General features: G+C 69.0%; 26 protein-coding genes and 1 pseudogene. 16 read left to right on the top strand and 11 right to left on the bottom strand.

Annotation, left to right across the window (positions count from 1 at the left end):
• Positions 1-82 precede the first annotated feature (82 nt).
• Entirely contained in the window at positions 83-256 is a 174-nt protein-coding gene (locus AB0K00_RS40300; RefSeq protein ID WP_363532304.1) for an FxLD family lanthipeptide, read from the bottom strand.
• A 294-nt stretch (positions 257-550) separates the two neighbouring features.
• Between AB0K00_RS40300 and AB0K00_RS40295 the strand changes: the two genes are divergently transcribed.
• The 4 genes from AB0K00_RS40295 (at position 551) to cutA (ending at position 3,343) form a co-directional block, all read left to right on the top strand.
• Positions 551-1,921 (top strand): transcriptional regulator, encoded by a 1,371-nt coding sequence (locus AB0K00_RS40295; protein ID WP_363532301.1) that lies wholly within the window; start codon positions 551-553, stop codon positions 1,919-1,921.
• The gene (locus AB0K00_RS40290) at positions 1,918-2,283 is read left to right on the top strand and encodes a hypothetical protein (RefSeq protein WP_363532298.1); all 366 of its coding nucleotides are present in this window, start codon (positions 1,918-1,920) and stop codon (positions 2,281-2,283) included. Before AB0K00_RS40295 ends, AB0K00_RS40290 begins: the two co-directional genes overlap by 4 nt.
• Before the next feature lie 357 nt (positions 2,284-2,640).
• On the top strand, positions 2,641-2,922 hold the full coding sequence (locus AB0K00_RS40285; protein WP_363532295.1) for an LD-carboxypeptidase: 282 nt from the start codon (positions 2,641-2,643) through the stop codon (positions 2,920-2,922).
• 91 nt (positions 2,923-3,013) lie between these two features.
• A complete protein-coding gene (gene cutA / locus AB0K00_RS40280) occupies positions 3,014-3,343 on the top strand; it encodes a divalent-cation tolerance protein CutA (protein ID WP_363532292.1) in 330 nt (109 codons plus the stop codon).
• Between the two features lie 4 nt (positions 3,344-3,347).
• Here cutA and AB0K00_RS40275 read toward each other — a convergent pair whose 3' ends face one another.
• The 5 genes from AB0K00_RS40275 to AB0K00_RS40255 form a co-directional block, all read right to left on the bottom strand.
• On the bottom strand, positions 3,348-4,745 hold the full coding sequence (locus AB0K00_RS40275) for a helix-turn-helix transcriptional regulator (RefSeq protein ID WP_363532289.1): 1,398 nt from the start codon (positions 4,743-4,745) through the stop codon (positions 3,348-3,350).
• Positions 4,746-4,804: 59 nt separating this feature from the next.
• A complete protein-coding gene (locus tag AB0K00_RS40270) occupies positions 4,805-5,317 on the bottom strand; it encodes a flavoprotein (protein WP_363532286.1) in 513 nt (170 codons plus the stop codon).
• Between the two features lie 20 nt (positions 5,318-5,337).
• A complete protein-coding gene (locus AB0K00_RS40265; protein WP_363532283.1) occupies positions 5,338-6,882 on the bottom strand; it encodes a helix-turn-helix transcriptional regulator in 1,545 nt (514 codons plus the stop codon).
• A 395-nt stretch (positions 6,883-7,277) separates the two neighbouring features.
• Positions 7,278-8,255: an aminoglycoside phosphotransferase family protein gene (locus tag AB0K00_RS40260; protein WP_363532280.1), complete on the bottom strand. Its 978-nt coding sequence runs from the start codon at positions 8,253-8,255 to the stop codon at positions 7,278-7,280.
• The gene (locus AB0K00_RS40255) at positions 8,255-9,634 is read right to left on the bottom strand and encodes a tetratricopeptide repeat protein (protein ID WP_363532278.1); all 1,380 of its coding nucleotides are present in this window, start codon (positions 9,632-9,634) and stop codon (positions 8,255-8,257) included. The genes AB0K00_RS40260 and AB0K00_RS40255 overlap by 1 nt, the downstream gene beginning before the upstream one ends.
• Before the next feature lie 861 nt (positions 9,635-10,495).
• Here AB0K00_RS40255 and AB0K00_RS40250 point away from each other — a divergent pair.
• The 7 genes from AB0K00_RS40250 to AB0K00_RS40220 all read left to right on the top strand — a co-directional run bounded on the left by AB0K00_RS40250 (position 10,496) and on the right by AB0K00_RS40220 (position 16,511).
• A complete protein-coding gene (locus AB0K00_RS40250; RefSeq protein WP_363532275.1) occupies positions 10,496-11,125 on the top strand; it encodes a GPP34 family phosphoprotein in 630 nt (209 codons plus the stop codon).
• A 205-nt stretch (positions 11,126-11,330) separates the two neighbouring features.
• Positions 11,331-12,881, top strand: coding sequence for an APC family permease (locus AB0K00_RS40245; RefSeq protein ID WP_363532272.1), 1,551 nt, complete (start codon positions 11,331-11,333; stop codon positions 12,879-12,881).
• Positions 12,878-13,513 carry a GNAT family N-acetyltransferase gene (locus AB0K00_RS40240; protein ID WP_363532269.1) on the top strand — a complete coding sequence of 212 codons (636 nt, stop codon included), beginning with the start codon at positions 12,878-12,880 and terminating at the stop codon, positions 13,511-13,513. The genes AB0K00_RS40245 and AB0K00_RS40240 overlap by 4 nt, the downstream gene beginning before the upstream one ends.
• A 127-nt stretch (positions 13,514-13,640) precedes the next feature.
• Positions 13,641-13,988, top strand: a complete 348-nt coding sequence (locus AB0K00_RS40235) for a hypothetical protein (RefSeq protein ID WP_363532266.1) — start codon at positions 13,641-13,643, stop codon at positions 13,986-13,988.
• The gene (locus AB0K00_RS40230; protein ID WP_363532263.1) at positions 13,948-14,805 is read left to right on the top strand and encodes an SAM-dependent methyltransferase; all 858 of its coding nucleotides are present in this window, start codon (positions 13,948-13,950) and stop codon (positions 14,803-14,805) included. Before AB0K00_RS40235 ends, AB0K00_RS40230 begins: the two co-directional genes overlap by 41 nt.
• Positions 14,806-15,226: 421 nt before the next feature.
• The gene (locus AB0K00_RS40225) at positions 15,227-16,216 is read left to right on the top strand and encodes a hypothetical protein (RefSeq protein WP_363532260.1); all 990 of its coding nucleotides are present in this window, start codon (positions 15,227-15,229) and stop codon (positions 16,214-16,216) included.
• Between the two features lie 7 nt (positions 16,217-16,223).
• Complete coding sequence (locus AB0K00_RS40220) at positions 16,224-16,511, top strand: hypothetical protein (protein ID WP_363532257.1); 288 nt, start codon at positions 16,224-16,226, stop codon at positions 16,509-16,511.
• A gap of 233 nt (positions 16,512-16,744) precedes the next feature.
• Here AB0K00_RS40220 and AB0K00_RS40215 read toward each other — a convergent pair whose 3' ends face one another.
• Positions 16,745-17,107 (bottom strand): hypothetical protein, encoded by a 363-nt coding sequence (locus AB0K00_RS40215; RefSeq protein ID WP_363532254.1) that lies wholly within the window; start codon positions 17,105-17,107, stop codon positions 16,745-16,747.
• A 175-nt stretch (positions 17,108-17,282) separates the two neighbouring features.
• On the opposite strand from AB0K00_RS40215, the gene AB0K00_RS40210 reads away from it, so the two are divergent.
• The 5 genes from AB0K00_RS40210 (at position 17,283) to AB0K00_RS40190 (ending at position 22,256) form a co-directional block, all read left to right on the top strand.
• Positions 17,283-18,173 carry a hypothetical protein gene (locus tag AB0K00_RS40210; RefSeq protein ID WP_363532251.1) on the top strand — a complete coding sequence of 297 codons (891 nt, stop codon included), beginning with the start codon at positions 17,283-17,285 and terminating at the stop codon, positions 18,171-18,173.
• 124 nt (positions 18,174-18,297) lie between these two features.
• Complete coding sequence (locus AB0K00_RS40205; RefSeq protein ID WP_363532248.1) at positions 18,298-19,323, top strand: hypothetical protein; 1,026 nt, start codon at positions 18,298-18,300, stop codon at positions 19,321-19,323.
• A gap of 223 nt (positions 19,324-19,546) precedes the next feature.
• Positions 19,547-20,695, top strand: a complete 1,149-nt coding sequence (locus tag AB0K00_RS40200) for a hypothetical protein (protein WP_363532246.1) — start codon at positions 19,547-19,549, stop codon at positions 20,693-20,695.
• Positions 20,696-20,895: 200 nt separating this feature from the next.
• The gene (locus tag AB0K00_RS40195; protein WP_363532243.1) at positions 20,896-21,807 is read left to right on the top strand and encodes a hypothetical protein; all 912 of its coding nucleotides are present in this window, start codon (positions 20,896-20,898) and stop codon (positions 21,805-21,807) included.
• Between the two features lie 230 nt (positions 21,808-22,037).
• Positions 22,038-22,256, top strand: coding sequence for a hypothetical protein (locus tag AB0K00_RS40190; RefSeq protein WP_363532240.1), 219 nt, complete (start codon positions 22,038-22,040; stop codon positions 22,254-22,256).
• Between the two features lie 355 nt (positions 22,257-22,611).
• Here AB0K00_RS40190 and AB0K00_RS40185 read toward each other — a convergent pair.
• The 4 genes and pseudogenes from AB0K00_RS40185 to AB0K00_RS40170 form a co-directional block, all read right to left on the bottom strand.
• Positions 22,612-23,274, bottom strand: a pseudogene (locus AB0K00_RS40185) (transposase family protein); the annotation flags it as partial.
• Positions 23,275-23,737: 463 nt separating this feature from the next.
• Positions 23,738-24,265 carry a Fic family protein gene (locus tag AB0K00_RS40180; protein WP_363532237.1) on the bottom strand — a complete coding sequence of 176 codons (528 nt, stop codon included), beginning with the start codon at positions 24,263-24,265 and terminating at the stop codon, positions 23,738-23,740.
• Positions 24,262-24,576, bottom strand: coding sequence for an antitoxin VbhA family protein (locus tag AB0K00_RS40175; protein WP_363532234.1), 315 nt, complete (start codon positions 24,574-24,576; stop codon positions 24,262-24,264). Before AB0K00_RS40175 ends, AB0K00_RS40180 begins: the two co-directional genes overlap by 4 nt.
• Positions 24,577-24,917: 341 nt before the next feature.
• Positions 24,918-25,838: a hypothetical protein gene (locus AB0K00_RS40170; protein ID WP_363532231.1), complete on the bottom strand. Its 921-nt coding sequence runs from the start codon at positions 25,836-25,838 to the stop codon at positions 24,918-24,920.
• Positions 25,839-25,845 lie beyond the last annotated feature (7 nt).

The raw sequence follows: 25,845 nt of genomic DNA, 5'->3' as shown, positions 1-25,845 counted from the left end.
TCGTGCCGTCGACCACCGTCACCGGTGGTGCCTCGTCCGGGACCGCCGCGTGACCCGGACGAGGCACCGGCGTTGCGCCGGTCTAGCAGTCGCCGTTCTTCTGCGTGTCGCAGCCGTCGTCGGTGCTGGCCAGCAGCACCCGGTCCAGCTCACCCGTCTCGACGATGCGCACGTCGAGGTCGAACCGACCCGCGCCGGTCACCTGCTGCTCCGACCCGCCGCCCACCAGCGACGGACCCAGCCCGATGCGCTTCATCCGGAACTCCTCTCGGCTTTGGTGCCGCCATCGACGGCCAGCACTCACGTTTCCGGCCCTCAGCCTGTGCCAGGCAGGCCCGAATCGACATGTCGTCCTGCGCATAGTCGATATGCACCTTGTGCATATCCGATTGGCGTACAGTGACCGATACCGATCTGCACGACAGGGGCGGGGGCGAAGACGATGTCGCGGTACTGCTCATGCGGAGCCGCCCTGGCAACCGACAACAACACCGGCCGATGCGGCGCCTGCGCCATCAGCGCCCGCACCCTCGCCGAACGACCACCCCGCGTGCCCGCCGCGTTCTGGCAGACCGACCGCATCCGCGATGCCCTCGCCGCCCGCGACATGGGCGCCCTCATCGCGGCCTACCGCACCCACCCGTACCACGGCCGCCCGGTCCGCCAGGACCTCGCGGCGGGCTGGTTCGGGCTGAGCCAGAGCCAGCTCAGCCGGATCGAGCGGGGCCTGACCTGCGTCGACGACATCGGCCGGCTGACCGCCTGGGCGGCGATCCTGGCGCTCCCTGACGACCTGCTGTGGATCCGTCCCACCGCAGAGCGTGGCACGCCTTCGCTATCGCCCGTCCGGCACGACAGACACGAACAGGGCTCGGCGAACCGGGCAGGTGTCGGGGAGACTTGGGACATGAACCGCCGCAACCTGCTGCGCCTGGCCACCGCCGCCGCCACCACACTGGCCGCGAGCAGCACGGCAGTGGACCGGCACCGCCTCACCGCCGGCGACCTTCACCCGCTGCCACTCGATCATGGAGCCCTCAACGACTACGCCATGACGGCAGACACCCTGTGGCGGCAGTTCACCGCAGCCGACACCAAACACCAGCTCGCCGCGGTCGTGCACGACCAACTGACCGTGCTGCTTGGGCAGCTGCGCACGTCACCAGGGGACTCCGTACGGCGTGCCCTGTGCCAGACGATCGCCAGCCTGTTCCAGCTCGCCGGCGAGATCAGCCTCGACACCGGCGCCTACCTCGACGCCGCCCACTGCTACACCCTGGCCGCGACCGCAGCCCGCGACGCCAAGGCCGCCGACCTGTGGGCCTGCGCCCTCACCAGGCACGCCTACGTCTGCATGTTCGACGGCCACGACGCTGAAGCCATCCCCATGCTCCAACACGCCTCCGCCATCGCCGGCGACGGTGACTCGGCCTTGTCGACCAGGCACTGGGTCAATGCGGTACTTGCCCAGGCATACGCCGCGACCGGCCAGCTCGACGCCACCCTCGGCGCGCTCGACGCTGCCGAAGCCGTCCACGACCAGCCCGGCCCGGTCCACAACGGCGGCTGGCTGCGCTTCGACGGCAGCCGCCTCGAGGAGGACCGCGCCAGTGCCTACATCCGTCTTGGCGAAGCCGACCGCGCCGAGCCGATCCTCACGGCCATGCTCGCCGGCCGGCTGCCGGCCCGCCGCTACGGCTGTGCCCTGACCAGCCTGGCCACCGTCGGTGCCCTGCGCGGCGACCCGACCCAGCTCGTGCACTACGGCAGCGCCGCTGTGGAAACCGCCCGCACCACCCGCTCAGCCGTCATCCGCAGCCGCCTGCACGACCTGCAGCAGCACCTCAGCCAGTTCCACACCGACCGGCACGTCCGCCGCCTCGACGACGACATCACCGCACTGACCGGAGGAACCCTGTGACCACCACCGTTGAACCCGGACAACGCTTCCGCGAAGCCTGGATCACCGGCGTCCGCAACCACTTCCCCGGCGAACCGAAACCCGGCTACATCACCCCCTGGCAAGACACCCCAGACTGGGAACGCGCCGCCGCAGCAGCCGTCGAACAACAGATCCAGGCATTCGCCGAACTCTCCGACGGCGCCGCCGGCAGACTCAGCCGCGAGCAGAAAGGCCGCTTCGTCGCCCTCTGCTGGATCGCCCAAATCCTGCGCCACTTCCCGGATCCGAAACCGTCCTACATCGCTGACTGGCCCGACCTGCCCGAATGGCAACGCGAAACCGACGCCGACATCTTCGAGGCAATCCTGCGGGACAGCTGACCCCAACTCGGCAGCGAACTCGAACTCCTTGCTTCGGGCCGAAAGTTGCACGGTGTCGGAGCAATAGCCAGCGCCTGTACGGCTCGTGGTCCGCGACGATTCCACCGTTCGGTGTGTACGACCTGGTCGCTCACGTCTGGCGATGGTGCTCGGACACCTACCACGGAGCTATCTGCGGTACCGGGGCATCGGAGCCAACACGTACTTCTGCGTGCGACCGTCCGGCCCCTCGATGCGGCCGAAACCTGCGGCCATTCGCCGGGTTGTGCGTGGTCCGCGACGCAATCGATGAGAGGCAATTGACGATGGCCATCGCTGTCCGGCCTCCCGCCGCCGCGGCCGCCAGTACCGCGGCGGTTGTTGCCACGTCTTCCCGGTCGCCCAGATGAGCTCGATGGACTCGTGGGCTACTTCCGCGGCCGCGGCTATGAGGTGCGGGTGTACCCGAGCGCCCACGCGTCTACCGGCTACGCCGCCGGCCCGGCCGAACAGCGCGCCGCAGACCTGATGGCCGCGTTTTGCCGACCGGATGTGGGCCTCATCGTGCCCGCCACCGGCGGCCAAGGCGCCGCGCAGCTGCTGCCGCTGCTGGACTACGACACGATTGCCGCCCGCCCGACCGTGTTGACCGGCAGGTAAGGCCGAAGCTCGAGCAGGCGCTCGCGTGACTGTGGTAAGCGCGGCCAGTCAGGCGGTTACAGTGATTGCGCTGCAGTCAGTGGAGGCCACGATGTCGAACGTTGAGTACTGCCAGGTTGTTACCGCGACAGACTCCCGAACCCAGGCCGAACGTCTTGCCCGTGGTGCCGTTGAGGCCAGATTGGCAGCCTCTGCCCAGGTCGTTGGGTCGATGGGCAGCACATATTGGTGGCGTGGCGCGATCGTGGCAGCCGAGGAGTGGCAGGTCACCTTCAGGACAACACGTGCGCGGTATTCGGCGCTGGAGGACTTCATCCGAGAGCATCACAACTACGAGGTGCCGGGAATTGTGTGTCTGCCGTTCGTGACCGGGTACCAGCCATACCTGGAATGGATAACCGACGAAACTATGTCGAGCTGATCGCTTATGTGCAGGCGGCCAGCCGATCGTCCAATTCCGCAAGTGCCGGGATGTGGCGCTTGCTGTGGGTGGCTTCCCGAAGACGGCTGAGTCGCTCATCGATGAGACGCGTCTCACGCGTGGCGGCCTCGTCCAGGGCTTCATGGCCGAGTTCGGCGCCGCGATCGTGATCGCCGCGCTGAATGGCGACTGCAGCCACATCAGCCAGGACGATCGCCTTTCGGTGAAGCTCACCGTGCGCCAGCGAGGCCAACACCGACTCGGTCAGGACATCGAGTTCGGGATGGCCGAGCCGTGCGTATGCGGTGACGGCCATGCCGCCCAGCCGGCTTGGCGTCAAGAAGCTCGTCCACGCTCGCTCACGGTGCGGGCGGGCGTAGTCGTAGGCCGTCATCGCTCGATCCAAGGCTCGGAGAGCAGGTGTCTCGTCGCCCAGGGCGGCATCGACCTCGGCCTCCCTCGCGGCCAGCCATGCGCGCGTAGTTGCACTCCGCTCGCCGCGAACATAGTTCTGGGCTTCGACCAACAGCTTCCGGGCATGGGGCAGATCGCCGTTGGCTTCTGCTGCGTAACTGCGATAAGCAAGCACGCATGCGTAGAGCGGTCCGTCGCCAGCTTGGCGAGCGGCGGCCGTCGCACTTCCGTACAAGATGTGCGCTTGATGAATCTGCCTGCTGTCCCAGGCCACCCAGCCCGCCAACGCCAGCGCCTCCCCGGTCGTCATCGCCACGCGTCGGGCGAACGCGTCGGGCGCCCTGCCCAGCAGGCGTTCCAGGCGGCTCACGTGAGCGTCCAGGTGGGTGACGAGGCGGCGGCTGGGCAGGAGTTGCTCACGCCGATACAGCTCCGCGGTAGATCCTTCCAGATGTTCCAGCGTCAGTTCATCCAGCTGGCCCGGCTGATCGAGAACGTACGCCAACCGGCTCCACGGTTCCGCCAGTCCGGCGGCGCCAAACAGTGACAGCACGGGCGCGAGCAAGGCCGTGCGGCGCTTCACGTCGTCAACGGTATCGGCCACCGTCGGACTCGACCAGGAGTCGGCGGATAGCGCTGACGGTGCATCGATGCCGACGGGAGGCTGCTGCTCCAGGCTGTTGTGGAATTTGGCGACCCGTTTGGCTTCCAGTGCGCGGGCGTGCTCTGCCTGCTGGGTGCGAGCGAGGGTCTTGAGTTCGTCGTAGCTGCGGAGCAGGTCTCCGTCGGCGCTGAGCGCCTCATCGCATCGCTGCCAGAAGGCGCGGCTGGTGGTGGAGTGACCGGTCTCGGCGTTGGCGATGGTGCTGCGCGTGTATTGGATCAGCGGAGCGAGCTGGTGCTGGTTCAGGTCGGCCGCTTCTCGGCAGTCGGCGAGCTTGCGTCCGAGTGCCTGTTTCGCCTGACTGATCGCTGCCGGGTCAATCATCGCCGACGGAATCGCCCTTCACCCTGTCTCGCAGCAACGCACGCATGCTCGATCACTTCCTATGAGGATGTCGAGGCGTCCGCAAGCAAGTTCGCGACCGCATGCCAGCGAAAAGGTTCGTCAGGTTGTGAAGGGCGCAGCGCTTCGATGTCAGTAAACCGTACGCCAGCCTCGCGCAGTAGTTGCAGGTGCGTGGCGAAGGCTGGGTGCGACGTCAGGACCGGTTTGGCATAAATGGACGCGACGATCGGCAGTTCGGCGCCGAGCGACTCGTTGAGGACGCCGAGCGCAAGGCTGTCATTGATGCCCGCAGCCCACTTGTTGATCGTGTTGAACGTGGCAGGCGCAATCATGATCGCGTCCGCCCGGGGAAGAAGGCTGGGCTCGTCTGGGTGCCGCTGCCGGTGCAGCACCGGATGGTTGGTCCGCTGCTCGACCTCATCAATTCGCATCCACGTAGTGGCGGTCGGCGTGGCGATGACCTGGACGCCCCAGCCGGCGTCCTGCAGCAGGTCGACGAGGCCGGTGATGTGCTGGCAGGGTGGTGCTGCGCAGACGACGAGGTAGAGCACGCGTTGGTGGTTGCTCACGGTTAGGTCGCAACTCTGGCTCGGGCGGCGAGCGCCCGCAGTCCTGGTGTGGCGGCACGCCGTTCATGACGGAGTAGGTGCACGATCAAAGCCTGAGCTGGCGGGTGAACCCGGAACAGCTGTGGGCTGAGTTGTTCGGCCTGTAGCAGGTGCAGCACTGCGGACGCGTCGCCGCCGGGCCGCTGGGTGAACGCGGTTGCGAGGTCGAGATGGACCTGGCTACGGCGGCTCACCAGTGCTGGGTGCAACCGGGAGGTGTCCAACTGCTCGCCGAGGACGATGGACCGTTCAGGGTCGTAGCGAGCGGTGATGCCGATGTGGTGGATGAGTACGTTGGTCGGGCCGAATCCAGTCCACAGGTCATTGCGGTCGCTGCCCAGCCGATCAGCCAGCACACCGGCCGCGCGAAGATACGACCGCACACTTGGACGGTCGTTATGGCGGGCGGCGACGACAGCGGCGAGAAGCGTCAATGCCCCGGCACCGGAGAGCGCGGCAGCGGTACGAGATCCGCTCCGTGTAGTCGATGCCAGGCCACGCTCGACAACGTCTGCGGCGTCGCGCTCTCGGCCCGGCATTGCCAGCAAGGCGCAGCCGATCGAGAACAGTGCCACTGCGATCAGCGCGGGGGCGTCGGCCTCGGCGGCGCGGGCGTGAGCGCGGTCAGCGGCCACCCACGCGAGCTGGGCGTCGCCGAACTTCAACGCCAGCTTCGAGACCGCCAGGTGCGCAGTCGCCATGGCCGTGTAGATGTGTCGCTGGTCGTCGTCCCGGAACACTGAGGCGGATGTGGCCGCCATCAGCGTTGGCACCAGCTCGGCGGTGCGATCGTATTCGGCACGCTGGTAACAACCGTGCGCCAACGCCGCCGTTCGCCTCAGCCATGCCAGGCTCAGGGCGCCGTCGCTGTCGGCTGGGTGGGCGGTGAGCGCCGCTGTCCGGACCGCATCCGGCAGGCGCGAACATGGTGGAGCCATGTTGCTGAGCCAGCCATCGACTTTCGGAACCTCGACCAGCGCCGGAGGATGCTCTGGTGAACTGCCGAACGTTGGCACGGCAACGAGTTGGTGTCTTGAGTCCACAGGTCCACGGGGCAACGGTGCGTCAGGCGGAACCGATGTCGTGGTGGCGTAACTGGTGGACGCGGGAAGTCCCTCTGCTGGCTCCGCATCTGCGCCTCCCGGTTCGACATTGGTCATGTCGCGTTCTCCGGTCGGCAGGTGGTGTTGTTCGTGCCTTTGATGGAATTTGGCGACCCGTTTGGCTTCCAGTGCGCGGGCGTGCTCTGCCTGCTGGGTGCGAGCGAGGGTCTTGAGTTCGTCGTAGCTGCGGAGCAGGTCTCCGTCGGCGCTGAGCGCCTCATCGCATCGCTGCCAGAAGGCGCGGCTGGTGGTGGAGTGACCGGTCTCGGCGTTGGCGATGGTGCTGCGCGTGTATTGGATCAGCGGAGCGAGCTGGTGCTGGTTCAGGTCGGCCGCTTCTCGGCAGTCGGCGAGCTTGCGTCCGAGTGCCTGTTTCGCCTGACTGATCGCTGCCGGGTCAATCATCGCCGACGGAATCGCCCTTCAGTGGCCGCCTGGTCCAGAGACTTTTCGCTAATGGTCCCTGCACTTCACGATACTCATTGTGCCGAGCGCCGTTTGGTTCTGTCACCATCGCAAGGCCCAATGGCCTGAGGTTCTTCGCCGTGTGCGCCACTTTCTCCATGTGTGTCCAGTGTTGCGCGATGGATCAGCCCTGGGATCGTCGAGTTGTCAACTCGTAACGGATATCGGCACGCAGGGGCGGGTGGCGTTGACGCTCGAGACTGGCTGGCTGGCTGACGATGGGCGTGCTCACTCGACGATCGAGGCCGCCGGGGCCGGTAGTCGCTTGCGCTTCGGCTTGAGGATGTCGTGTTGAGGGTCTTGCGCAACCCACCGGCGGGCGGTGCAGGTGTCAGTCACGTGTAGCGGGTCCAGACGGCGTTGGTATCGCCGGCGAGCAAGGTCCTGATCCGGTGGGCCAGTTCGCGCGCTACGTCCGGGCGTCCGGTAAGGCTGTCGATGGTGCTGGTGACCAGCTGGAGGTCTCGCAGATCGCGGAGTACGGGCCAGCCGGACCAGGCGGTGATGTCGAAGCCGTAGGCGTCGACGAAGGCGCGGTACTCGGTGGTGGATCGGCCGAAGCGGGTCGCCCCGTGCGCGGTGGGGACGAGGTCCCACTCGCGTGGGCCATGGCAGACGCTGTCGAGATCGCACAGCACGGCTGGCAGGTTTGAGCTCGGTCGGCGCGGTGCGGTAGGGAGCAGTACGTTGCCGGTGTGGGCGTCGCCGTGGATGACACCGCTGGACATATGCCAGGTCACCTGTGTGAGCTGCGTTTCGAGGTGATCGCATCGGCGGCGCAGCGCGTCCAGGAGATCCTTGATGTCGAGGTGGAGGTCGGCTTGTGACCATTGCCGCAGTTCCTCGGCTGCGGCCGGGGGCAGCGCCGCGGCAGCGTTGATCCGTCGACGGAACTTCTCCACCGGCGACCATGCTGCCAGCGGCGCTTCGGGCAGGTTCAGGGCGTGGATGGCACGTAACGGGGCGGCGAGGTCGGCCGGTTTGGGTTCGGTGGCGATGGTCGGCACCTGTTGCCAGATTGTGGCGACCCAGTCGTCGCTGTGGACGGGTTGGGAGTTCACTGTGTCGGCGAGCCGGATGGTCGGTGCTGTGGCGTCTTCGAGTGCGGATGCGATGGCGACGACCCTGCTGGCGAGCGCAGTGGTGTGCGGGCCGCGGGCCAGGCGGAGCACGACCGGCGGAACGAGGAAGACGGCGTTCATCGTGTACTTGATCAGGGTGGCGTTGCCTGGGTCGATGCCGATCTGGGCGCAGACGTCGGCGAGGCGGCGGCGTAGTTCGTGCGCCACGTCCGGGCTGAGCGTGGTGGGCATCAGGCCACCTGCAGCGCCGCGATTCGGGTGCCGAGTTCGGCGAGTTCATCGTGGCGCGCGGCGTGTGGCGCGGCGAGTTGCCACACCGCGGCGAGGCGGTCGTTGACTCGGGCTGATCGCATGCCGTCCTCCACGAGGGTCACCGCCTTCGCCGCGTACCGGCTGGCCGTGGCGATGTCACCGGTGAGGGTACTCGCCGCAGCGACGGAGATGACGTCGAAGATGAACGACCGGCGCTCCTCCGGACGGCGCAGGTCGACGGCTTGGAGGGCGTGGTCGGCGGCCGGGGCGGCGTAGCGGCGATGCTGTGGGTGACGGGCGAGGGCGGTGTAGACGACGGCGGAGATGCCGTGCGCGTCGGCGTCGGCGAGAGCGAACCGGGTCCATGCGGGGGCGGTGTCGGGGTCGACTCGGTCGATTTCGATCCGGGCGCGGTTGAGGCTCTCTGTGACCTGGGCGTCGACGCCGAGCAGGGCATAGGCCCAGGCGGTGTTCGCGTGCAGGATCGCGGTGCTGGCTGGGCAGTGCGCTTGTTGGGCGGCGAGCTGTCCGAGGCCGAACAGGTGCAGTGCGTCAGCTGGCTGGTTTTGGTGCAGGCTGACCCGGCCGAGCCGGTAGAGGGTGTTGGCCAGTAGCGGGAGCGTGTCGGCCTGGCGGGCCAGCACCAGGCTCTGGACGAGGTGTCGGCGCGCGTTGTCATGCTGGCCGAGGTCGTGCGCGACCCAGCCGACAAGGTTGTGCAGTTCGGCCAACGCACCGCGGAGTTCGTTGCCGATGGTGTCCTGGATTGGAGCGGACCTCAGCAGCTGCGTGGCCCACGCGACATAGCCGCGTGCGGACTGCAGGCAGGTGCCGCCACCGGCTGTGGCGTCCAGGCGCCGGTGGAATTCGGTCACGGCCCGCACCGTTGCTACGTCGTCGGCGGTGACCACTTCCGGCACGACCATCGCTGGCGCCTGCGGCAGCCAGCGCTGCACATCGTTGGGGATGGACCCGACGGCGATGCTGGCGACCGCGCCGAGCAGTTCGTGCGGGTCAACGAGGTCACGACCGGGCAGCGCTGATCTGGCGGGTTCCATCGACCGGAGTTCGCGGGCTGGCTCGTCGATGGCCAGGCCCATGTAGTGGCGGGGGATGGCGAGTCCTTCGGCGATGCGTTCCAGCACGGCGTAGTCGGTGACGACCCGGCGGCCGGCGGCGATCTCTGACACACGGCTGGCGCCGATCCCGGTCGCGGCTGCAATCGCCGACCAGCTGAAACCGCGTTCCTTGAGAAAGTGGAACACCGCTGCGATGTTGTGGCGGGCGAGATGCACCCGCACCGGCTCGCCACGGTATTGACCGTCGTCCCACCACTGCGGACGAACCGTCCGTCGCATCGACCCCCTCCTTTCGGCGTGCTGGCACCGGCACGGTAACCGCGATGCCGCCGAATCGGCAGCCCGTGTCAGCGGGTCATCTCACCGCGAGACGACGCATCGTGGGCCGCTCATCGGGGTCTCGTCGGTGGCCATCGGCTGGGGCAAGGTCATCGATGTGTTGGTCGTCACGACGCTCCGCTGCAGCTCAACGCCTATGGCATCGCGTCGGCGTAGGGCGATCGCGCGTCGTCGGATCGCACGGCATACCGGCGCGAGGCGCTCGTCCGGCGGACTGGCGACCGGATGTCAGGGTTCTGTCGCTACCGGTTGTCATTGGTGCCCGACATCGGGGGTCAGCGAATTAGCTGTCGTTGCTGACCTTGACCTTGCCCGGCAGCAGCCGGTAGGCGACTGTACGCCGAGGGGGAGTCTGACCACGATGAGTCTTGTCCGCACAAAGAGCGGAACGTCGGCCGTCAAGATCGAGTACCTTCGGCTCATCGCGGGTGCGACGGGTCCGGGGTGGGTGTGTGCAACAGGCCCGCTCGCCTCGGACCAGCACTCCCGGCGGCGGCGTTGTCGGCGGGCGGCCAGTGCTGCCCGATCTCGGCGGTCGACGCATGACCAGGGCTGGATGGCTCGGCAAGCTGAGCAGCGGCAGCCCATGTACGACCGGATTGAGTCCGGCGCAAGTAAACGGAGTCGCTACGTGGCGCGGCGGCGGTCCGCGTCCGCCAGCCGGTCGGACGGCGGCGTGCCGGTTTCCCCCGTATGGCCGGAACGCCGCCGCAGGTCCGAGGCATCCGGTGCGCCGCGAGCCGGGTGCCCGGACCAGCCGGGCGGGACCCCGATCACGGACACGTGGAGGGAGGTCTCGGCATGCTGCTAGCTGACCAGTTCTTCTGCCTTGCTCGCCAGGACTGGGACCGGCGGCCGCTGTTGTCGTCTCGTGCCCTGGGGATTGCTCTGGCAGGCGCGTTGCTCGGCGAGCTGGTGCTGCTCGGGCGGATCGACATCGACGACGGCGTGATCCACATCGTGGATGCCGGCCCGCCGGATGATCCGCTTGCGCATCAGACGTTGGAGCAGTTGCTGCACCAGCCGCAGCACCGCGACGTGCTGACCTGGCTTGCCTATCTCGCCACGACAGCGACGGATGCGGTGGGACAGCGACTGGTCCGGGCCAAGGTGTGGTGCCGCGGTGAACGCCGCCGGCTCTTCCGCACGCAGGTCGTGTATTGGCCGGCTGACCGCAACGTGGTGGCGTGGGAACCGGTCCGGCTGGCTGGCCAGCTCACCTCGAATAGGTGGATGGGTGTGCAGGACGTCGTGCTGGCCGGGCTGGTCGAGGCGGCTGACCTGACCGGTGCGGTGTTGTGGCAGCCGGAACTTCGCAGGTCGGGAGTTGCGCGGCTGGAGACCGAAGTAGCGCGATTGGACCGGCCGCTGAGGCATCTGCTGGCACATGTGAAGGCAGCGTTGGGTGATGCGGTTCTCGCCCCTCGTTGACCGGCGGTGCCTAGGTCCTCGATTCCGCCGGCGCTGATGCCCGTGGGTCGGCGGGTGCTGCCCAACGCGCATCGAGGCCGTCGCCCGTAGTGCCCCGTGGTGCCTCGTGTTGGCACGTGCTGGCACGTGGATCTCGGGGCCGGCGCGGTTCGAGCCTGCTTGTGGTTCTCGATTCCTGTCCTTCTTCGATGCTTGGAGTGTTGTGATGCGATCTGCTGCGTCGCCTCATGGTGATGTTGTTGCCCGGACGCTGGCTCGGAACCGTCTGGGTGTGTGGTCGGTGGTGTTCTTCGTGATGTCGGCGGTCGCGCCGCTGACAGTGCAGGCGGGTCTGGTGACGACCGGGTTCGCGGTGACCGGGGTGACCGCGATCCCGCAGTCGTTCCTGCTGGTCGGGGCGGTCCTCGCCGTCTTCGCGGTCGGGTACGTGGCGATGGCCCGCTACATGGCGAACGCCGGTGCGTTCTACGCCTATGTCGCCCGCGGGTTGGGCCGGCCGATGGGGGTCGGCGCGGCGTGGGTGGCGCTGGCGGCCTACACCGCATTGCAGGTGGCGTTGTACGGGGCGATCGGCGTGTTCACCAAGCCGCTGCTGGAGCAGTGGTTCGGTGTGCGGGTGGCGTGGTGGGTGATCGCCCTGGCCGCCTGGAGCCTGGTCGCGGTCCTGGGGGTGCTGCGCGTCGACGTCAACAGCAAGGTCTTGGCGGTGCTGATGCTGGCGGAGGTCGCGGTCATCCTGGTGTTCGACGCCGTGGACCTGCTGCACCCCGCCGGCGGGACGATCACCTTCGACACCCTCGCCCCGGGTGACCTCTTCGACGCGCGGATCGGAGCGGGGCTGGCCATGGCGATGCTGGGCTTTGTCGGGTTCGAGTCCGCGGTGGTGTTCTCGGAGGAGGCCAGGGACCCCGTCCGTACGGTGCGTCTGGCCACGTTCGTGTCGCTCGGCGCGATGGCCCTGCTCTACGCCGGTTCGTCGTGGGCGATGACTGTCGGGGTCGGTTCGGACCGGATCGTGGCCGCGGCCCGGGAGCAGGGGCCGGAGGTCGTGTTCGCCCTCGCCGCGGAGCATCTCGGCCCGCTGGCGGCCGACATCGGGTGGACCCTGCTGTGTACGTCGGTGATCGCGGCGCTGATCGCGTTCCACAACCTGATCGCCCGGTACGTGTTCGCGTTGGGCCGGGAGCAGGTGCTGCCGGCGTGGCTGGGCCGCACGTCGCGGTCCGGCGCGCCGCGTGGTGGGTCGCTGCTGCAGAGCCTGGCCGGCCTGGCCGTGATCGTCATCTACGCGGTCGCGGGCTGGGACCCGCTGGTGCACCTGTTCTTCATCGTCGGTACCGGCGGCGGATATGGGGTGCTGCTGCTGGTCACGCTCACCTCGGTCGCCGTGATCGTGTTCTTCGTCCGGAACCGGACCCTGGACAGTGTCTGGCAGCGGCGGCTCGCCCCGCTGCTGGCGGCGGCCGCTCTGCTGGCAGTCGTGGTCCTGGCCACGACACAGTTCGACACGCTGCTCGGCGTCGCCCCGGATTCGCCGCTGCGGTGGGTGATCCCCGCTGGGTACGTGGCTGTCGCGGTGCTCGGCGTCGGCTGGGGCCTGGTCCTGAAGGTCGCCCGCCCGGACGTGTACGCCAATATCGGCCTCGGTGCCAAGTCCGCCACCGTCGGCCTTGACGCTGCTGCATCTGGCGCAGCATCCGACACCCACGCCACCGCTGCACTCGGCCGCGCGAGCGTCGAGGAGCCGACCCGATGAACCCGCTGCAGACCCGGCGGCCAAACGCCGCAGCGATCGGCCCCGCGATCGTGTACGCCGACCCCAGCGACGCCCACCACCTGGCGGATCTGATCGCGACCGCGTTCCACGATCTGGAGCCGGCGAAATGGCTCGTGCCGGAACCGTCGCACCGGCATCGCGTGCTGCACGCCAACTTCGAGCTCGTCGTCGAGCACGCGCTCCAGCACGGCGTGGTGCTCACCGACGAGGACCGGACAGCGGCCGCGGTGTGGTTCCCCCGCGAGACCCCGCTACCGGAGATCCCGCACTACGAACGGCGCCTGTCGCGCGCCTGCGGCCGCTACACCGACCGGTTCACGATCATGGACGCCGCATTCGACCGGCACCATCCAGCCCAACCGCACCATCACCTGGCGTTCCTCGCCGTGCACCCGGACCAGCAGGGCCATGGCCTCGGCACCGCTCTGCTGAAAGCCCACCACGACCGCCTCGACAGCGTCGGGCTGCCCGCCTACCTGGAAGCGTCCAGCCAGTCCAACCGCGTGCTGTACCTGCGCAGAGGCTATACCGACCACGGCGAACCCATCGAGCTCGCGGATGGCGGTCCGTGGCTGTGGCCGATGTGGCGCACACCGCGGCTCACCGGCTGACCCAGCCGAACCCCGGCGGCGTGGCCGAACATCCCGCGCGAGCAGCCACCCTCCCGCGGCGGGGAACGCTTCGAGCGGCTTGTCACCGGTATCCGCGCCGCCTACCTGCTCGGCGGCTGCCACCGACATGACGACGCCGTCTCCGTCATGTTCGCCGCCCTCGATCGGTACGCCGGCCCGGACTCCACCGATCCCGACCCGGCCAATCCGGACCCCAGCCAATCCGGAGCCGATCGATCCGCAGGTCCGCGAGCAGCGCTGGAAGGCCGCTCTCACCGCCTACGGCAAGCGACGGGAGGCGCATCGTGCCGCGCACCGCCACAGCCCGTACGACGACGACCATGACGGCAAGACGCTCGCCCGGCAGCACACCGCGCACATCGTCCCGCCCGCCCGTTCCTCCACCCAGCCGACCCACCACAAGGACCGCACCCATGACCACACCGCCGTCGCCCCAGCCGCCAGACCGCGCTGAAACCAGCGCGAGGAGCAGGGCGCTGGACACCAGCGTCGCGCAACCCGCCCGGCGGTACAACTACCTGCTCGGCGGCAAGGACCATTTCGCGGCTGACCGAGCCTCCGCGCATCGGCTGATCGAGGTGTTCCCGGCCGTGCGCACAGCAGCGGTCGAGAACCGGCGGCTTCTGGAACGGGTCGTGCGGTATCTCGCCGAGCACGCCGGCGTGCGGCAGTTCCTGGACATCGGCACCGGCATCCCCACCGCACCGAACGTCCACGAGATCGCGCACGAGGTCACCCCGGACGCCCGCGTCGTCTATGTCGACAACGACCCGGTCGTCATGACCCATGCCCGCGCCCTGCTCACCAGCAACAACGTTGGCGCCACCGCCTATATCGAAGCTGACCTTCGTGACCCCGCCGCGATCCTCGTCAGTCCGGACCTGCGGGACACCCTGGACTTCACCCAGCCGATCGCGGTACTGCTCATCGCCGTCCTGCACTTCCTACCCGATGACGAACGCCCGTACGACGCCGTCGCCGAACTCGCCGCCGCGATGCCGTCCGGCAGCTTCCTCGCCATCTCCCACACCACGTTCGACCCGCTCCCCGACGACGTCCGCCAGCGGTTGACCGCCCTCGCCGACCCCGCAGCCGGCCACGGCCCGTTCCGTCCCCGCACCCACGTCGAAGTGGCCCGCTTCTTCGACGGCGCCGACCTCGTCGACCCCGGCCTCGTGCCGATCGTGGAATGGCACCCCGACAGCACCCCCCGGCCACAAGCCACCCCCGTCGAGGCCATCGGCTACGCAGGCGTCGCCCGGCTGCCCTAGCCGCAACTTCCCCGGCCGGACGGACCGGCGACATGGAAAGGGACCCTCCAGTGATTTCGTCTTCGCCGCGCCGACGCAGGCTCGCCCTCACCGGCACGACCGTCGTCATCGTCGTCTTCCCAGCGGCGGCCAGCGGGACGGCGTGTGCGGCCCGCACGAAGCAAAACACCGCCGCCCCGGCGACGCCGACGGGTGCCTGCATCGCCATGGCTGCCCCCACCGCGGACCTGCACCGCCCGGCCCAGCGCAGCCGCAGCACGCCGGCGCCCCTCGAGCTGCCGCACCCGCCCCTTCCCAGCCTCCACGTGGGCAGGGACCATGCTGCGCTGTGCGCACAGCGCCGCCGCCGATCCAGTCGCACCGACAGTCTGCGCCGCACCGGCCGCACTGAGCAGAGCTTCGCGTGCCCGGGGTTGCTGCCGTGACCCGACACCAGATCCTGCCGGACCGTCGCGGCCACCGCCGAGCAGCGGGCGCTGCGGACGCATCCCAGGGCAGGACCATCGGCCTCGGCGGTCTCCTCCTGACCGGCCGGCGCTACCCGGCGCCCGGCGCCACGCCGTCGATGACGCAGCCGACATGCCCGTGCCGCCGTGTCATCGCACCCGCATGCTGCGCCTGGTGGGGGCAGCCACCCGGCCGCCGCCGCAGCATGCCCGCCGGGGAGACCGTGACGATGTCGGGCGGTGCACGGTCTCCCCGGCGGACCTCAACCCTCGCCATTGCGGCGCTGGCGATCGTCGCGACGCTGCTCGCGGCGACGGCTCTCACCCTCGCCTCCAGCGCCGCCCTACCACCGACTCCAGTTTCGACCTCGATCACCGCCCTTGGTGAGCCCGGTCTGCTCGGTCCGCGAAGGCTGCTGCTGGAGCAACACATTCGGCCCACGGCAGCGGACATGCTGCCCGGCAACGACAGCTGCGTGCGGGTCTTGCGGTACGTCGACATCGGCGGCGGCACGATCGTGTTCGAGTCGCGACGGCGGATCACCCCGACCAGTGCCGGGACCGTGACGGAACGCCGCGCGACCGTCGCCGCGGGCGCCGACGCCGCCACGGTGGACCGCTACCTCCGCGCCGCCGCCGCAATCTGTGCCACCTACGGACCTGGCGAGCTGACCTCACCCGTCGGTGACCCGGTCCCCGCTGACGCCGATGTTCTCGCGGCGCGGATCACCGCCGCATTGCACCACTTCGGCGCCGACGGGCTCCGGTTGCGGGCGGAGACCTGCCGGGCCAACGCTGCCGTGCTCGTGGACCTGCTCATTGCCGCGGACGTTCCGGCGTGGGGGACCCGCACCGCCGAGGAGGCCATCGGCGCGGTGCTGTACAGCCTCCCCGCGGTTGCACTCACCCTCCCCGACCCCGCCGGCATCCAGGCGTGGCGCTGGCCGACACCACGGACGCGGTGAGGTGACGATGACCGGCGACGACACACGACGCAGCGAGGACCTGCGGCGGCTGCGCGGCGCGGTTCTCGCCATGCTGCCCGGTCCGGATCAGCCGCCCGTGTCGACCACGGACCTCGGTGCCGCGTTGCAGCTCACCGCGTATGAACGCAGCGTCCGGCTGTGGCCGGTCCTCGACCAGCTGGCCAAGGACGGTGTGGTGGAACGCGTCACCCGCGACGGGGTCAACGTCCGCTTCTGGCGGCACGCCACCACCGGCGCCCCAACGGCGCAGCAACCACCGGCGGAGCGCACATGAGCCCACCACCGACGCTCCGCGTCCGACCCCTCGCCGACGTCCGCCGCCCGCGACCGCCGCGCACGCCCACCCGTCCGTGCGATGTCTTCTGCTCGCCGGCGCGGTGGGACGAGTGCCTCGGTGTCTGGCTGCATCTGGGCACCGCGACGCCGTGCACACGACGACCAGCATCTTCCGACCTGAGCGAGGGCTGGACCTGAGCTACCGCACTCAGACAGCACCTCCAACCCACCTCAGCCCAGCCACGACACGCCGGGCAACCGCACCGTCCGTCGTCCTGCCCAGACCACGTCCCAATCCGGAGGCGAACCCATGCCGACCACGTCCACCCCCGGCGCTACCGGCGCCACCGTTGTCCGCGTCGCTGTCAGCCGAGCATGTACACCGACCGCGCCGCTGTCCTTGCTGGACGGCGTGCCGATCCGCCGGCCAGCAGCAGCGCCCGGAACGCCGCTGTACAGCATCTGGCTCGGCATGAGGAGGCAATGCACCACCTCGCCGAGGCTGACACGGCCCGGCCAGCCGACCCGACCGCCGACGTCGCCCAGGTCGGTCTGCGGTACGGCCGCCGCTTCACCGACCTCGCCCACCGTCACCGCCGCGTCTGCACCGCGACCACCCCCGGACGTGCGAGCGGCCCACTCGACTGGGACCAGTTCCTGCGGCGATGACCACGCAAGTGACCAGAAGCCCCGTCTCCCACCTCCTGACGTCGTGCAACAACCCGCTTTTCCAACCACGATCCATGATCCACGAGGAGCACCCGACAGCATGTCCGACTTTCTCCGGTTCAGCCGCAGGACGCTGCAGACACCGGTTCACCACTTCATCCACCCCGACACCGGCCGGCGAATCGCGGTGATCGGCACGATGCACATGGGGGAACCCGCCTACTTCGCCGGGCTGCGCACCGTTATCGACGGGTTGGAGGAGGACGGCGCGGTCGTGCAGTGCGAGGCCTCGTCCCTGCTGCTCCCCGACGAGCAGACCGAGCAGACGCTGACCGACGACGAACGCGTCGTCCTTGACATGCGCAACCGCAGGACGGAACTGGAACTGCGGCGGGTCAACGAGCTGGGCTGGGTCCGGCAACTCGACGCGCTGGGCTACCCGGCCCGCTGGCAGAAAGTCGACCTCGGCATTGTGGAGATCATCCGCCTCGTCGGGACGGAGACGATGCTGCGCAACGAGGTGCGCGCGATCAAGATGTTCGACCGGCCCGACAACGATCCGCGCAGCATCGAACGGTTCCGGCTCCTGCTGCATTTTGTGTTCACCGGGTTCCGGGTCTCCGTCTGGAGCAGCGCGCGACGCGCCGCCCGGCCCGGCACACCCGCCTCCGGCATCGACGCCGTGCTGATCGACCAGCGCGATGCGTTCGCCCTGGAAGCCCTGTGGGGCACCGAGCAGAACACCGTGCTGATCTGGGGCTGCGCCCATCTGCCCGGCCTCGAGGCGGGCATCACCGCGGCCGGCTTCGTCCGGGACGGCGCGACCCAGTGGCACACCGCCGCGGTCCTGCCCACCGTGCGCAGCATCCTGTCGCGGCTCAGAGCCCTGCGGCGCACCGCCTGCGCCGCTGGCCCCGCCGACCCAGCGGTGCCGGACACCGCTGCCGTCGAGCACGACGCCACGCCGGTGGAGACCTCACCTTTGCCGTGACCGGTGTGCCGGGATGGCCGGGGGTCCGATCGCCGGCTGACCCGGTCACCGAGCCGGCCGTTGCTCGCCGGGCCTGCCCGCATCCGCTCGTCGCCTGTTGTCACGTCACCCCCACGGAGGTGCCATGGTTGTCGACCCGCCGTCGCGTACATCGCTGCGTGCGGTGCCTGGCCTGCCGGCCGGGAGCCGGGTCTTGGTGCTGCCCGGCGAGGCGCCGTTCGCCGAGCGGTACGCGACCTGGCTGGCGAGCGAGGTCGTCGGCGCCGCATGCGCGCAGGACCGTACCCGGCTGTTCGTCGGTGTCTGCGGTGGCGGTGCGTGCACGATGTGCACAACCTACGCAGGCACCGTCATGGTCGCCGCCTCCCGAGCCCTGATCAGCACCGTCCGGTTCGTCCCCGTCACCACTGCCGCTGGCTCCGTCCCCGCCCTCGCCCGTGAGCCCGGCCCGGGAGCAGCGGTTTCGCCGTCGGCCCGGTACGGGCCTGGTGACCAACTCGTGGTCGGCAGCTACGCCGACGCGGTGCAGGCCAGCAAACGTGCGGCCGTAGAGGTCGGCGCCGGCGACGGGAACCTGCCCGGCCCGTACGGCAACCACGGCCACTACGCCCTCGCCGTGCACATGGTCGGCATCCTCGACGGCCTGCCGGAACCACCGGACATGATCTGGCTGCCGCACGACGACGGGATCGGCGTCGCCGTCGACGCGGCCCTGCGCCTCCTCGGCTGGCCCACAACGCTCGTAGCAGTCACCACCGAGCCAGCGGATCTTGCCGCAACCCCCTCACCGGCCGACGGGATCCCAGCCGCCCGCACTGGCAGCGACGACGGCGCCGACCGCGCCTTCGGTCGGAGGCCGTGGCCGCTGTCACCGCTGCAACCACGCCTCGGCCCCCGTATCGGCGCCAACCACACTGTCGCGGCCGAGGCGGGGCAGATCGAGCACGCCCGGCGACTCCTCAGCGCAGCCGGGATCTTCGCGAAGGTCACGGGTGCGCTCGGCGTCGCCGGTCTCCTGCATGCCCACCACCACACGGACCGCACACCGGGTACCGGCGCCGACAATCATGTCGCCCTCGTGGATCCCTCCGGCCGCCCCGACAAGCCTCGACCCGCAGCCACTGCTGAGGAAGAGGACCGGCCGTCGTGAGGCAGCCGCGACGTATGGAGATCCGTGCCGGCCGCGTCGGCGACGTCACGCGCAGCAGCGGCCGGCACCGCACGCCGGAAACCCCGACGGAACTGGTCGATCAGGCGGCGGTGCTGCTGCAGGCCTACGACTTCGCCGGCGCGTATCAGCTCCTGGTCGAGGTCGGTCCAGGATCGAGCACCGGGTTGCGGTCGACCCCACCGACGCGGTCGACGCGGTCCGGATGCTCGCCGAGGCGATTCTGGCCCTCGGCCAGGTCGATGACGCCGCCGAGGTGATCGCCGATCTCGGTACGTGGTCCGGTCTCGGTCCGTACCAGGCTGCGATGCTCGCTGTCACCCGGGCGCGGCTGCTGACCGCGCAGCACCGCCTGGAGGAGGCAGCGGCCCGCTACCACCACGTTGTCCAGCAACGGCGTCGGCTGCGGGACCCGGCGCGGTGGCCGGCGCTGCTGGCCATGGCCGGCGCAGCCGCTGTCACCGCCGCCCGCGGCCAGCCCGGCACGGCGGAACCCGCCCTCACCCTCGCCTACACCTATCTCGTCGAGGAGTACGGCACCGGCGACGCCGACGTGGTCCGCGTCGGCGTCGAACTCACGCACCTGCGGATGCATCTCGGTGGGTATGACGCGGCGTGGCGTCTCGCAGCGCAGCTGATGCCGGCCGCGGTCACCAGCTTGGGCGAGGACCACCCATTGGTCGCTCAGCTGACGGGCCTCGATCACCTCAACACCGAACGCCGCCACCACGAGCGGGCACCGGCCCCGGCGGCATCACCGTCCCAGCCCGTGCAGCGTCGCCGGCATGGGGGCGGATGCCGGTCGTTGCCGTACTGGACGTTCGTCACGGTTGTCGTCTGTGCGGGTGCCGCCTTCGCGACGGCGGTCATGGTGGTCGCCATCGCCGGGCTCGTGCCCGCCCGCGAACCGGGCAGTCCAGCGCCGCTCTGCCGGGGTGTCCGCTCCGTTGCGGCAGTAGTTGCGGCAGTAGTTGCGGCAGTAATAGCGCTGGTCGCTGTGCTGCCGCTGGACGGGGCTGAAGCGGCCGAGCCGCCGCCGCGTCGGCCCTCGACGATGGCGCAGGCCGTGCCACGGCCGGCGATGTGTCCCAGCCCGGTGGCACCGTCGGAGGCGACCGTCGTCCGGCTTGCGCCGCCGCCCGCGACGAACCCGCTCGCACCGGCCGGCACGCAACTGTGGGCCGGCAGCCCATTTCGGCGCCTGGTCGGCGGCCCAGCCCCGATGCGACCCGGGCAGTACATCTACATCGTCACCCGGTCGCTGCGCTACTCCGACTTCGTGCGGCTGGACCCCCGCTCCGGGAACTTCTACTACCCCCTGGATCAGATCGACACCGTCCGCTGGACCCCGTGAGGGGGCCGACGGTCGGGTACCAGCGATACACCCGCGGGCCCAGCAATCTCCAGGGCGGCCCTCTCTGGTTGACCTTGCCCCCGCTCCGCGGGCGGCACAGGACCGCATCCATCGGATCATTGCGGCCGATCGCCACGACCAGGCCGACAGCGACCTCCAGCACCTCGCTCGACCCCGTGACCGTCGAAGGGATCTATCTCATGACCCAGCTGCTGATCGCCACATTCAACTACCAGGCGGGTGGCTACCACGACGGCGTCTTCACCATGCAGCCGCTGCAACGTGCGTTCGCCGACCTCGACACCCCGCCCGCCCTGATCCTGCTGTGCGAGGCGAAGTACTACCGACGCGACCAGTACCGCGGTCTCCGGCTGGCCGAACAGGCCCTGTCCCGGCAGCTCGGCGTCGCGTACTTCGGCTTGCTCGGCACGCTCAGCCGTGGGCCCATTCCGCCCGCGATCTTCTACAACGCCGACCTGCTCGGCAAGGTGCACTGGCCCGGCGATGAGGACCCTGACGTGTTCGACGACCAGCGCAACTTCGGCCGGTTCCTGGTCAACGCCACCGGCGCGGAGTTCGGCGCCTGGGTCGCGCACTTCGACCCGTACCACGGCTGCACCCGCCTGCGCGAGGCGAAACTACTCGGCCGGCACGGGACCAGCGACCTGCCCGTCATCGGCGGTGGCGACCTCAACTGCACCGCCAGCGGACCACACTTCCCGCAACGCGATTGGCAGCACGCGAACCACGACATCCGCCAGCACAAAGGCATCCAGATCGGCGACACCGGCAGCACCGGACGTGGCTGGCAGGCCAATACCGCCCCGCTCGACTACCTCATCGGCGCATGGGACCCGGCCGGCCGATGCCGGTCCGGCGGCGCCGGCTACCACGCCCTCGCCGAACTCGCCTGGCTCGCCGACCCCACCACGATCCTGCAACCCAGCATCGTGGACAAGCCCGGCGAAGGCGGCCCTGATCTCATCGACTACCTGCTGGTCAACGAGGCCATGCGTCCGTACGTCATCCCCGGCAGCTACCGCGTCCACGTTCCCGCCGAGTCGCCGGCACCGTCCGACCATCACGTCGTCATCGGCGCCATCGACCTCTGAACCCCGCCACGAAACCACCGCTATGACAGGACAGGCACCGTGCAACCCGCAACAAACCCTCGCGGTCACCGGTACCACACGGGGACCGCTCGACCATCCGGCTGCAGGCCCACACGTCCGGCCGTCCACACCCAAGCCAGCCTGTCGGCCGAGCGCAGGAAGCGCTCGCCTGTGACGGCGAGACCGTTGCCAGGGCCAAGGTCAACCAGTGGCTCGCCGCCGACTTCGGCTTGGGTCCGGACGCGATCCACGACCAGGTCGAGGAATGGGACACCACCGGGCTGCCCCCGACGTTCCGTCTGGCCCGGGAGATCCTGCTCCGCCACGATGACCACGCCGTATGCCTCACCGGCGACCTCATCACCGACGGGACGCTCACCTCGGCCGATGTCGGCTCGTGGCCTCTGTTCGATCGCCTCCACAGCCAAGGCCTCCTGGCCGGGCTGTAGCCGCTCGCCCAGCCGCCAAGACAGGACCTCAACCGGTCTGTGGTGCCGCTTCGACGTCATCAGGCACGCGGTGCCCACCGCGGTTCGCTGGCAGCGGTGGCCCATCGCCACAGCAGGCGTTCAGCAACGTCTACGCGGCCATCTCCGGCGCCACCGTCCCGGCGGTCGTATCACGCCTTGCACACCCACCCCACATCCACCACCGTCAGTCCGACCACGGCACGGGCCGCAGCGACCCGATATGGCACGCCCGACCTCAAGGTCTGGAACCTGCGGGCGCTGAGGGCCGTCATCCCGGATCCAGCGAACCGGCTGCGTGATGCCGGCACGCTCGGCCGGCCGGACGCCGCGGTCCGATCGCGTGTTCGCCGCAGGCCCGGATCTTGGCGTGTGTCTTGTTCACCGCCTTCTGCTGGCGTGACAGTTTGGGCTGGTGGCGGTGGCGTTTGAACGGCGTGCGTACCGTCCCGCCGGCGCCTTGGTAGCCCTTGTCGGCGAAGGTCGTCACGGCGGCACGGCTCAGCCCGTCGATGATGCCGTGGGTACGGGCGGTGGTCAGGTCGTGCACTGCGCCTGGCAGCGTCGGCGACGCCCATACGAGGCGGCCGGCGGCATCTGCGATGACCTGGACGTTCACGCCGTGTCGTCGATGTTTCCGGAGTAGTAACGGCCGCTGGTCGGCGACCCGATCGATCGGGATGAGGGAGCCGTCCAGGATCGCGTACGCCAGCTGGCGGATCCGAGCCATGGCCGTGGCCAGGTCATCGGCGGCCGCGGCGAGCAGGGCGGTGGCTTCCTGCACTTACCGCCAAGCGGTCGCGATGCCGACCTCGAACCCGGCGGCAAGGCGAGTGTAGGTGTCGCCGTTGCGTAGGTGGGCCAGGGCGAGCAGGGCCTGCCTGCCTGGGTTGAGGCGCCGCCACCGGGATCGATGCTGGTTGCGGTGCTGGCGGATGCGGTCGGCGAGGTGGCGCAGGGTTCGGCTGGAGAGCGGGATCGTGGCGGGGTAAGACAGCACAGCGAGGCTCCCGGTCGGGGCATCGGATCTTGGTCGACTGCTGTCTTACCTGGAGCCTCGCCTTCATCGATGCCCGGGTCCATCGCACCCACCCTGAGCTGCAAGGTCAGCTTGGAAATGCCTCACTCAAGTTCAGGCGCAAGCTGTCCAGTTGGCCCGTCTGGATGGTGCCAACGAGGCTTTGCGCCGCACCCCCAGGGAGCATGTCCGCAAGTGTGTCCGCCCAATGCGACCAATCGCCGGATTCGAGGACGAAGGCTGGATAGGCACGATCTACCTCGTCCTCAAAGACCGCTGGGACATCGACCGACCGTTCTAGACACCGCGAACGCCGGCGAGGATTCACGCCCTCGATCGACCTGCGCCGCGTCCGACGCCCTGAACGGCCTCCTCTGCGAAGCCACCGACCCGAGCGGATTACCGGCTCACGAGCGAGTCGAGCATCTCCTGCAGCATGCCGTTGTCACCCCCGAAGCGACGCCATCGATGCTTCGGCGTTGCGTTGCGGGTGAAGGCCCGACCGGTCGATCGGCCAGCCGGCCTCTCGACTCAACTGGCGGAAGAAGGCTCGCTGCGCGCGGCCGTTTCCCTCTCGGAACGGGTGGATCGCATTCACCTCGGCGAGGTAGTGCGTCAGCCGAGCGATGAAGTCTTCCCTCAACAGGTTTCGTAGGAAGCGCTCCTTCCCCAACGCGTTGAACACGTCGCCCGCGTACGTCTCGATATCGTGCGGCAGGCAGAAGGGATCGCTCTTGGCGATACCCACGGTTCGAATCTCACCCGCCCACGGGTACAGATCACCGAAGATCTCGGCGTGGAACAGGCGCAGGTGGACGAGATCGTAGCCGCCGGGCAAGATCCGGGTGCCGAGGTCCGCCAGCGCCGCTGCGGTCAGGTCGGCCTCCACAACGCGGAGACGGTCCGGGTCGGTGATGCCGAACCGATTGCGGATCACCCCGGAAGCCGGGTCGCTGTACGGGTCGACGGTCATGAGGTGTGGAGCTGCCGAACCAGTTCTCGCATCTGGGTCGTACTGAGTTCACCGCGAGCCCAGCGCTCCATGATCGCCTCGGCGGCCGAGCTGATCGTGAGTCCTTCGGCTCGCACGGAGGCGGCGGCTTGCGCAACAGACTGATTCCGTTCGGCGGTCAGCTCGTCGAAGACCTCGACGGAAACCATGATCGCCTCAGTCTTCCGGTGCGACCCCACACCGACCGGCGTACGGTCGCCCTTGCGGAAGCGCTCGAGCACCGTTGGCAGCTGCTCGCGGGCTTCTCGAACGGAAAGCGCCTCAATTAACATGGCTAATGTGTACCCGATTGTGTACACATTTATGGCATGGCTCCGCCGTACACAGCGTCAGTCGCTGGGAGTACCGGATACCCGCCATGAGCTGTCCCGCTACGAGCGCAGACTCTGGCTGCCGCGACGCCCACCGCTGGAAGCTCTCGCGAACCGCCTCGACCTGCCGCTCCCGGAGGTCGAACACGCCAGCGCGGAACGGCTGCGGCGCTGACACGACGGCGTGGTGCTGCTCGCCCGAAAGGCCCGACCATGGCCCGACCTGGGGGCGTCCAGCGAAACGCAATAGCACTGCAAATAAAGCGATCCATGGTCCGCAGCAGCCGAGTGCGGCCTCCGCTCTAGCGACGCAGCCTATACCGGCCCCGACCGACATTTTCGAAGTCGTCGAAGGTCGTCGCGTGATGATCGGGTGCATTCGCGCACATGCGCGACACAACGTGAGTCCGGATCGTCGATTCGGCGTACCGGCTGCCGCGCTGGCGCATCTCGGCCAGGACGTCGCTCAGGTCGAACTCCGCACGTCCGGATCGTCGCAGGATGTCAGCAACGGCGAGGAGGATCTCGTCGCGTGCGGTCAGCGCGCCGGTTGTCGACACGACCTGCGGTACGACGGCGGCCACCAGGGTCGGCCGGCCCGGTTCGCGAACAGGAAGTGTGAGGTACCGCAGTTCTACAACCCGGCCACCGTCGGCCGCGACGTTGGCGAAGTGGTGCCAGGCGCAGGTATAGCTGCCGGCAAGGGTCAGTGGCACATCACGCTTGTGGGTGGTCCCGGCGCCCGCTGTGGGCGACCACTCGAGCGCGCCGTTAAGCGTGCGGCCCTCATGGATGCGGAACGCCGCATCGATCGTTGTGTTCCTCATACCCGGCCGCCAGTAGGCTGAATCGTTGGTGAGCGTGAGACCAACACCTTCGTCGGCATACCCGTCGGAGAGGAGCCGTTCAAGGCGGACCAGATCCTTGACGACGTCATGCCGAGCGACGTCGTGGGCGCCCTGGTTGGGCAGGTCGAAACGGTCCACGCCGAGCGCGCCACCGAACGCTGCGACGAGATACCTCACCTCGATTGCGATGCGTCGTTGCGCAAGGTGTACGAGCAGGTCGAGGTGGATGCCCCTGTTCGGGCGCGGTTCCAGGCGCAGTTCAGCGTGCGGGTAGCGCTGCTGGATGGACCAGGCAAGGGCGAACTGGAAGTCCCGTTCCGAGTGGAAGAGCGGCCGCCGCCGCGCGAGGTCAACCATCACCGCAGAAATGTCCACGCCGTCG

This window comes from Dactylosporangium sp. NPDC049525 (assembly GCF_040676755.1).
GTDB lineage: Bacteria > Actinomycetota > Actinomycetes > Mycobacteriales > Micromonosporaceae > Dactylosporangium.
This window is presented reverse-complemented; position numbering and strand designations above follow the sequence as displayed.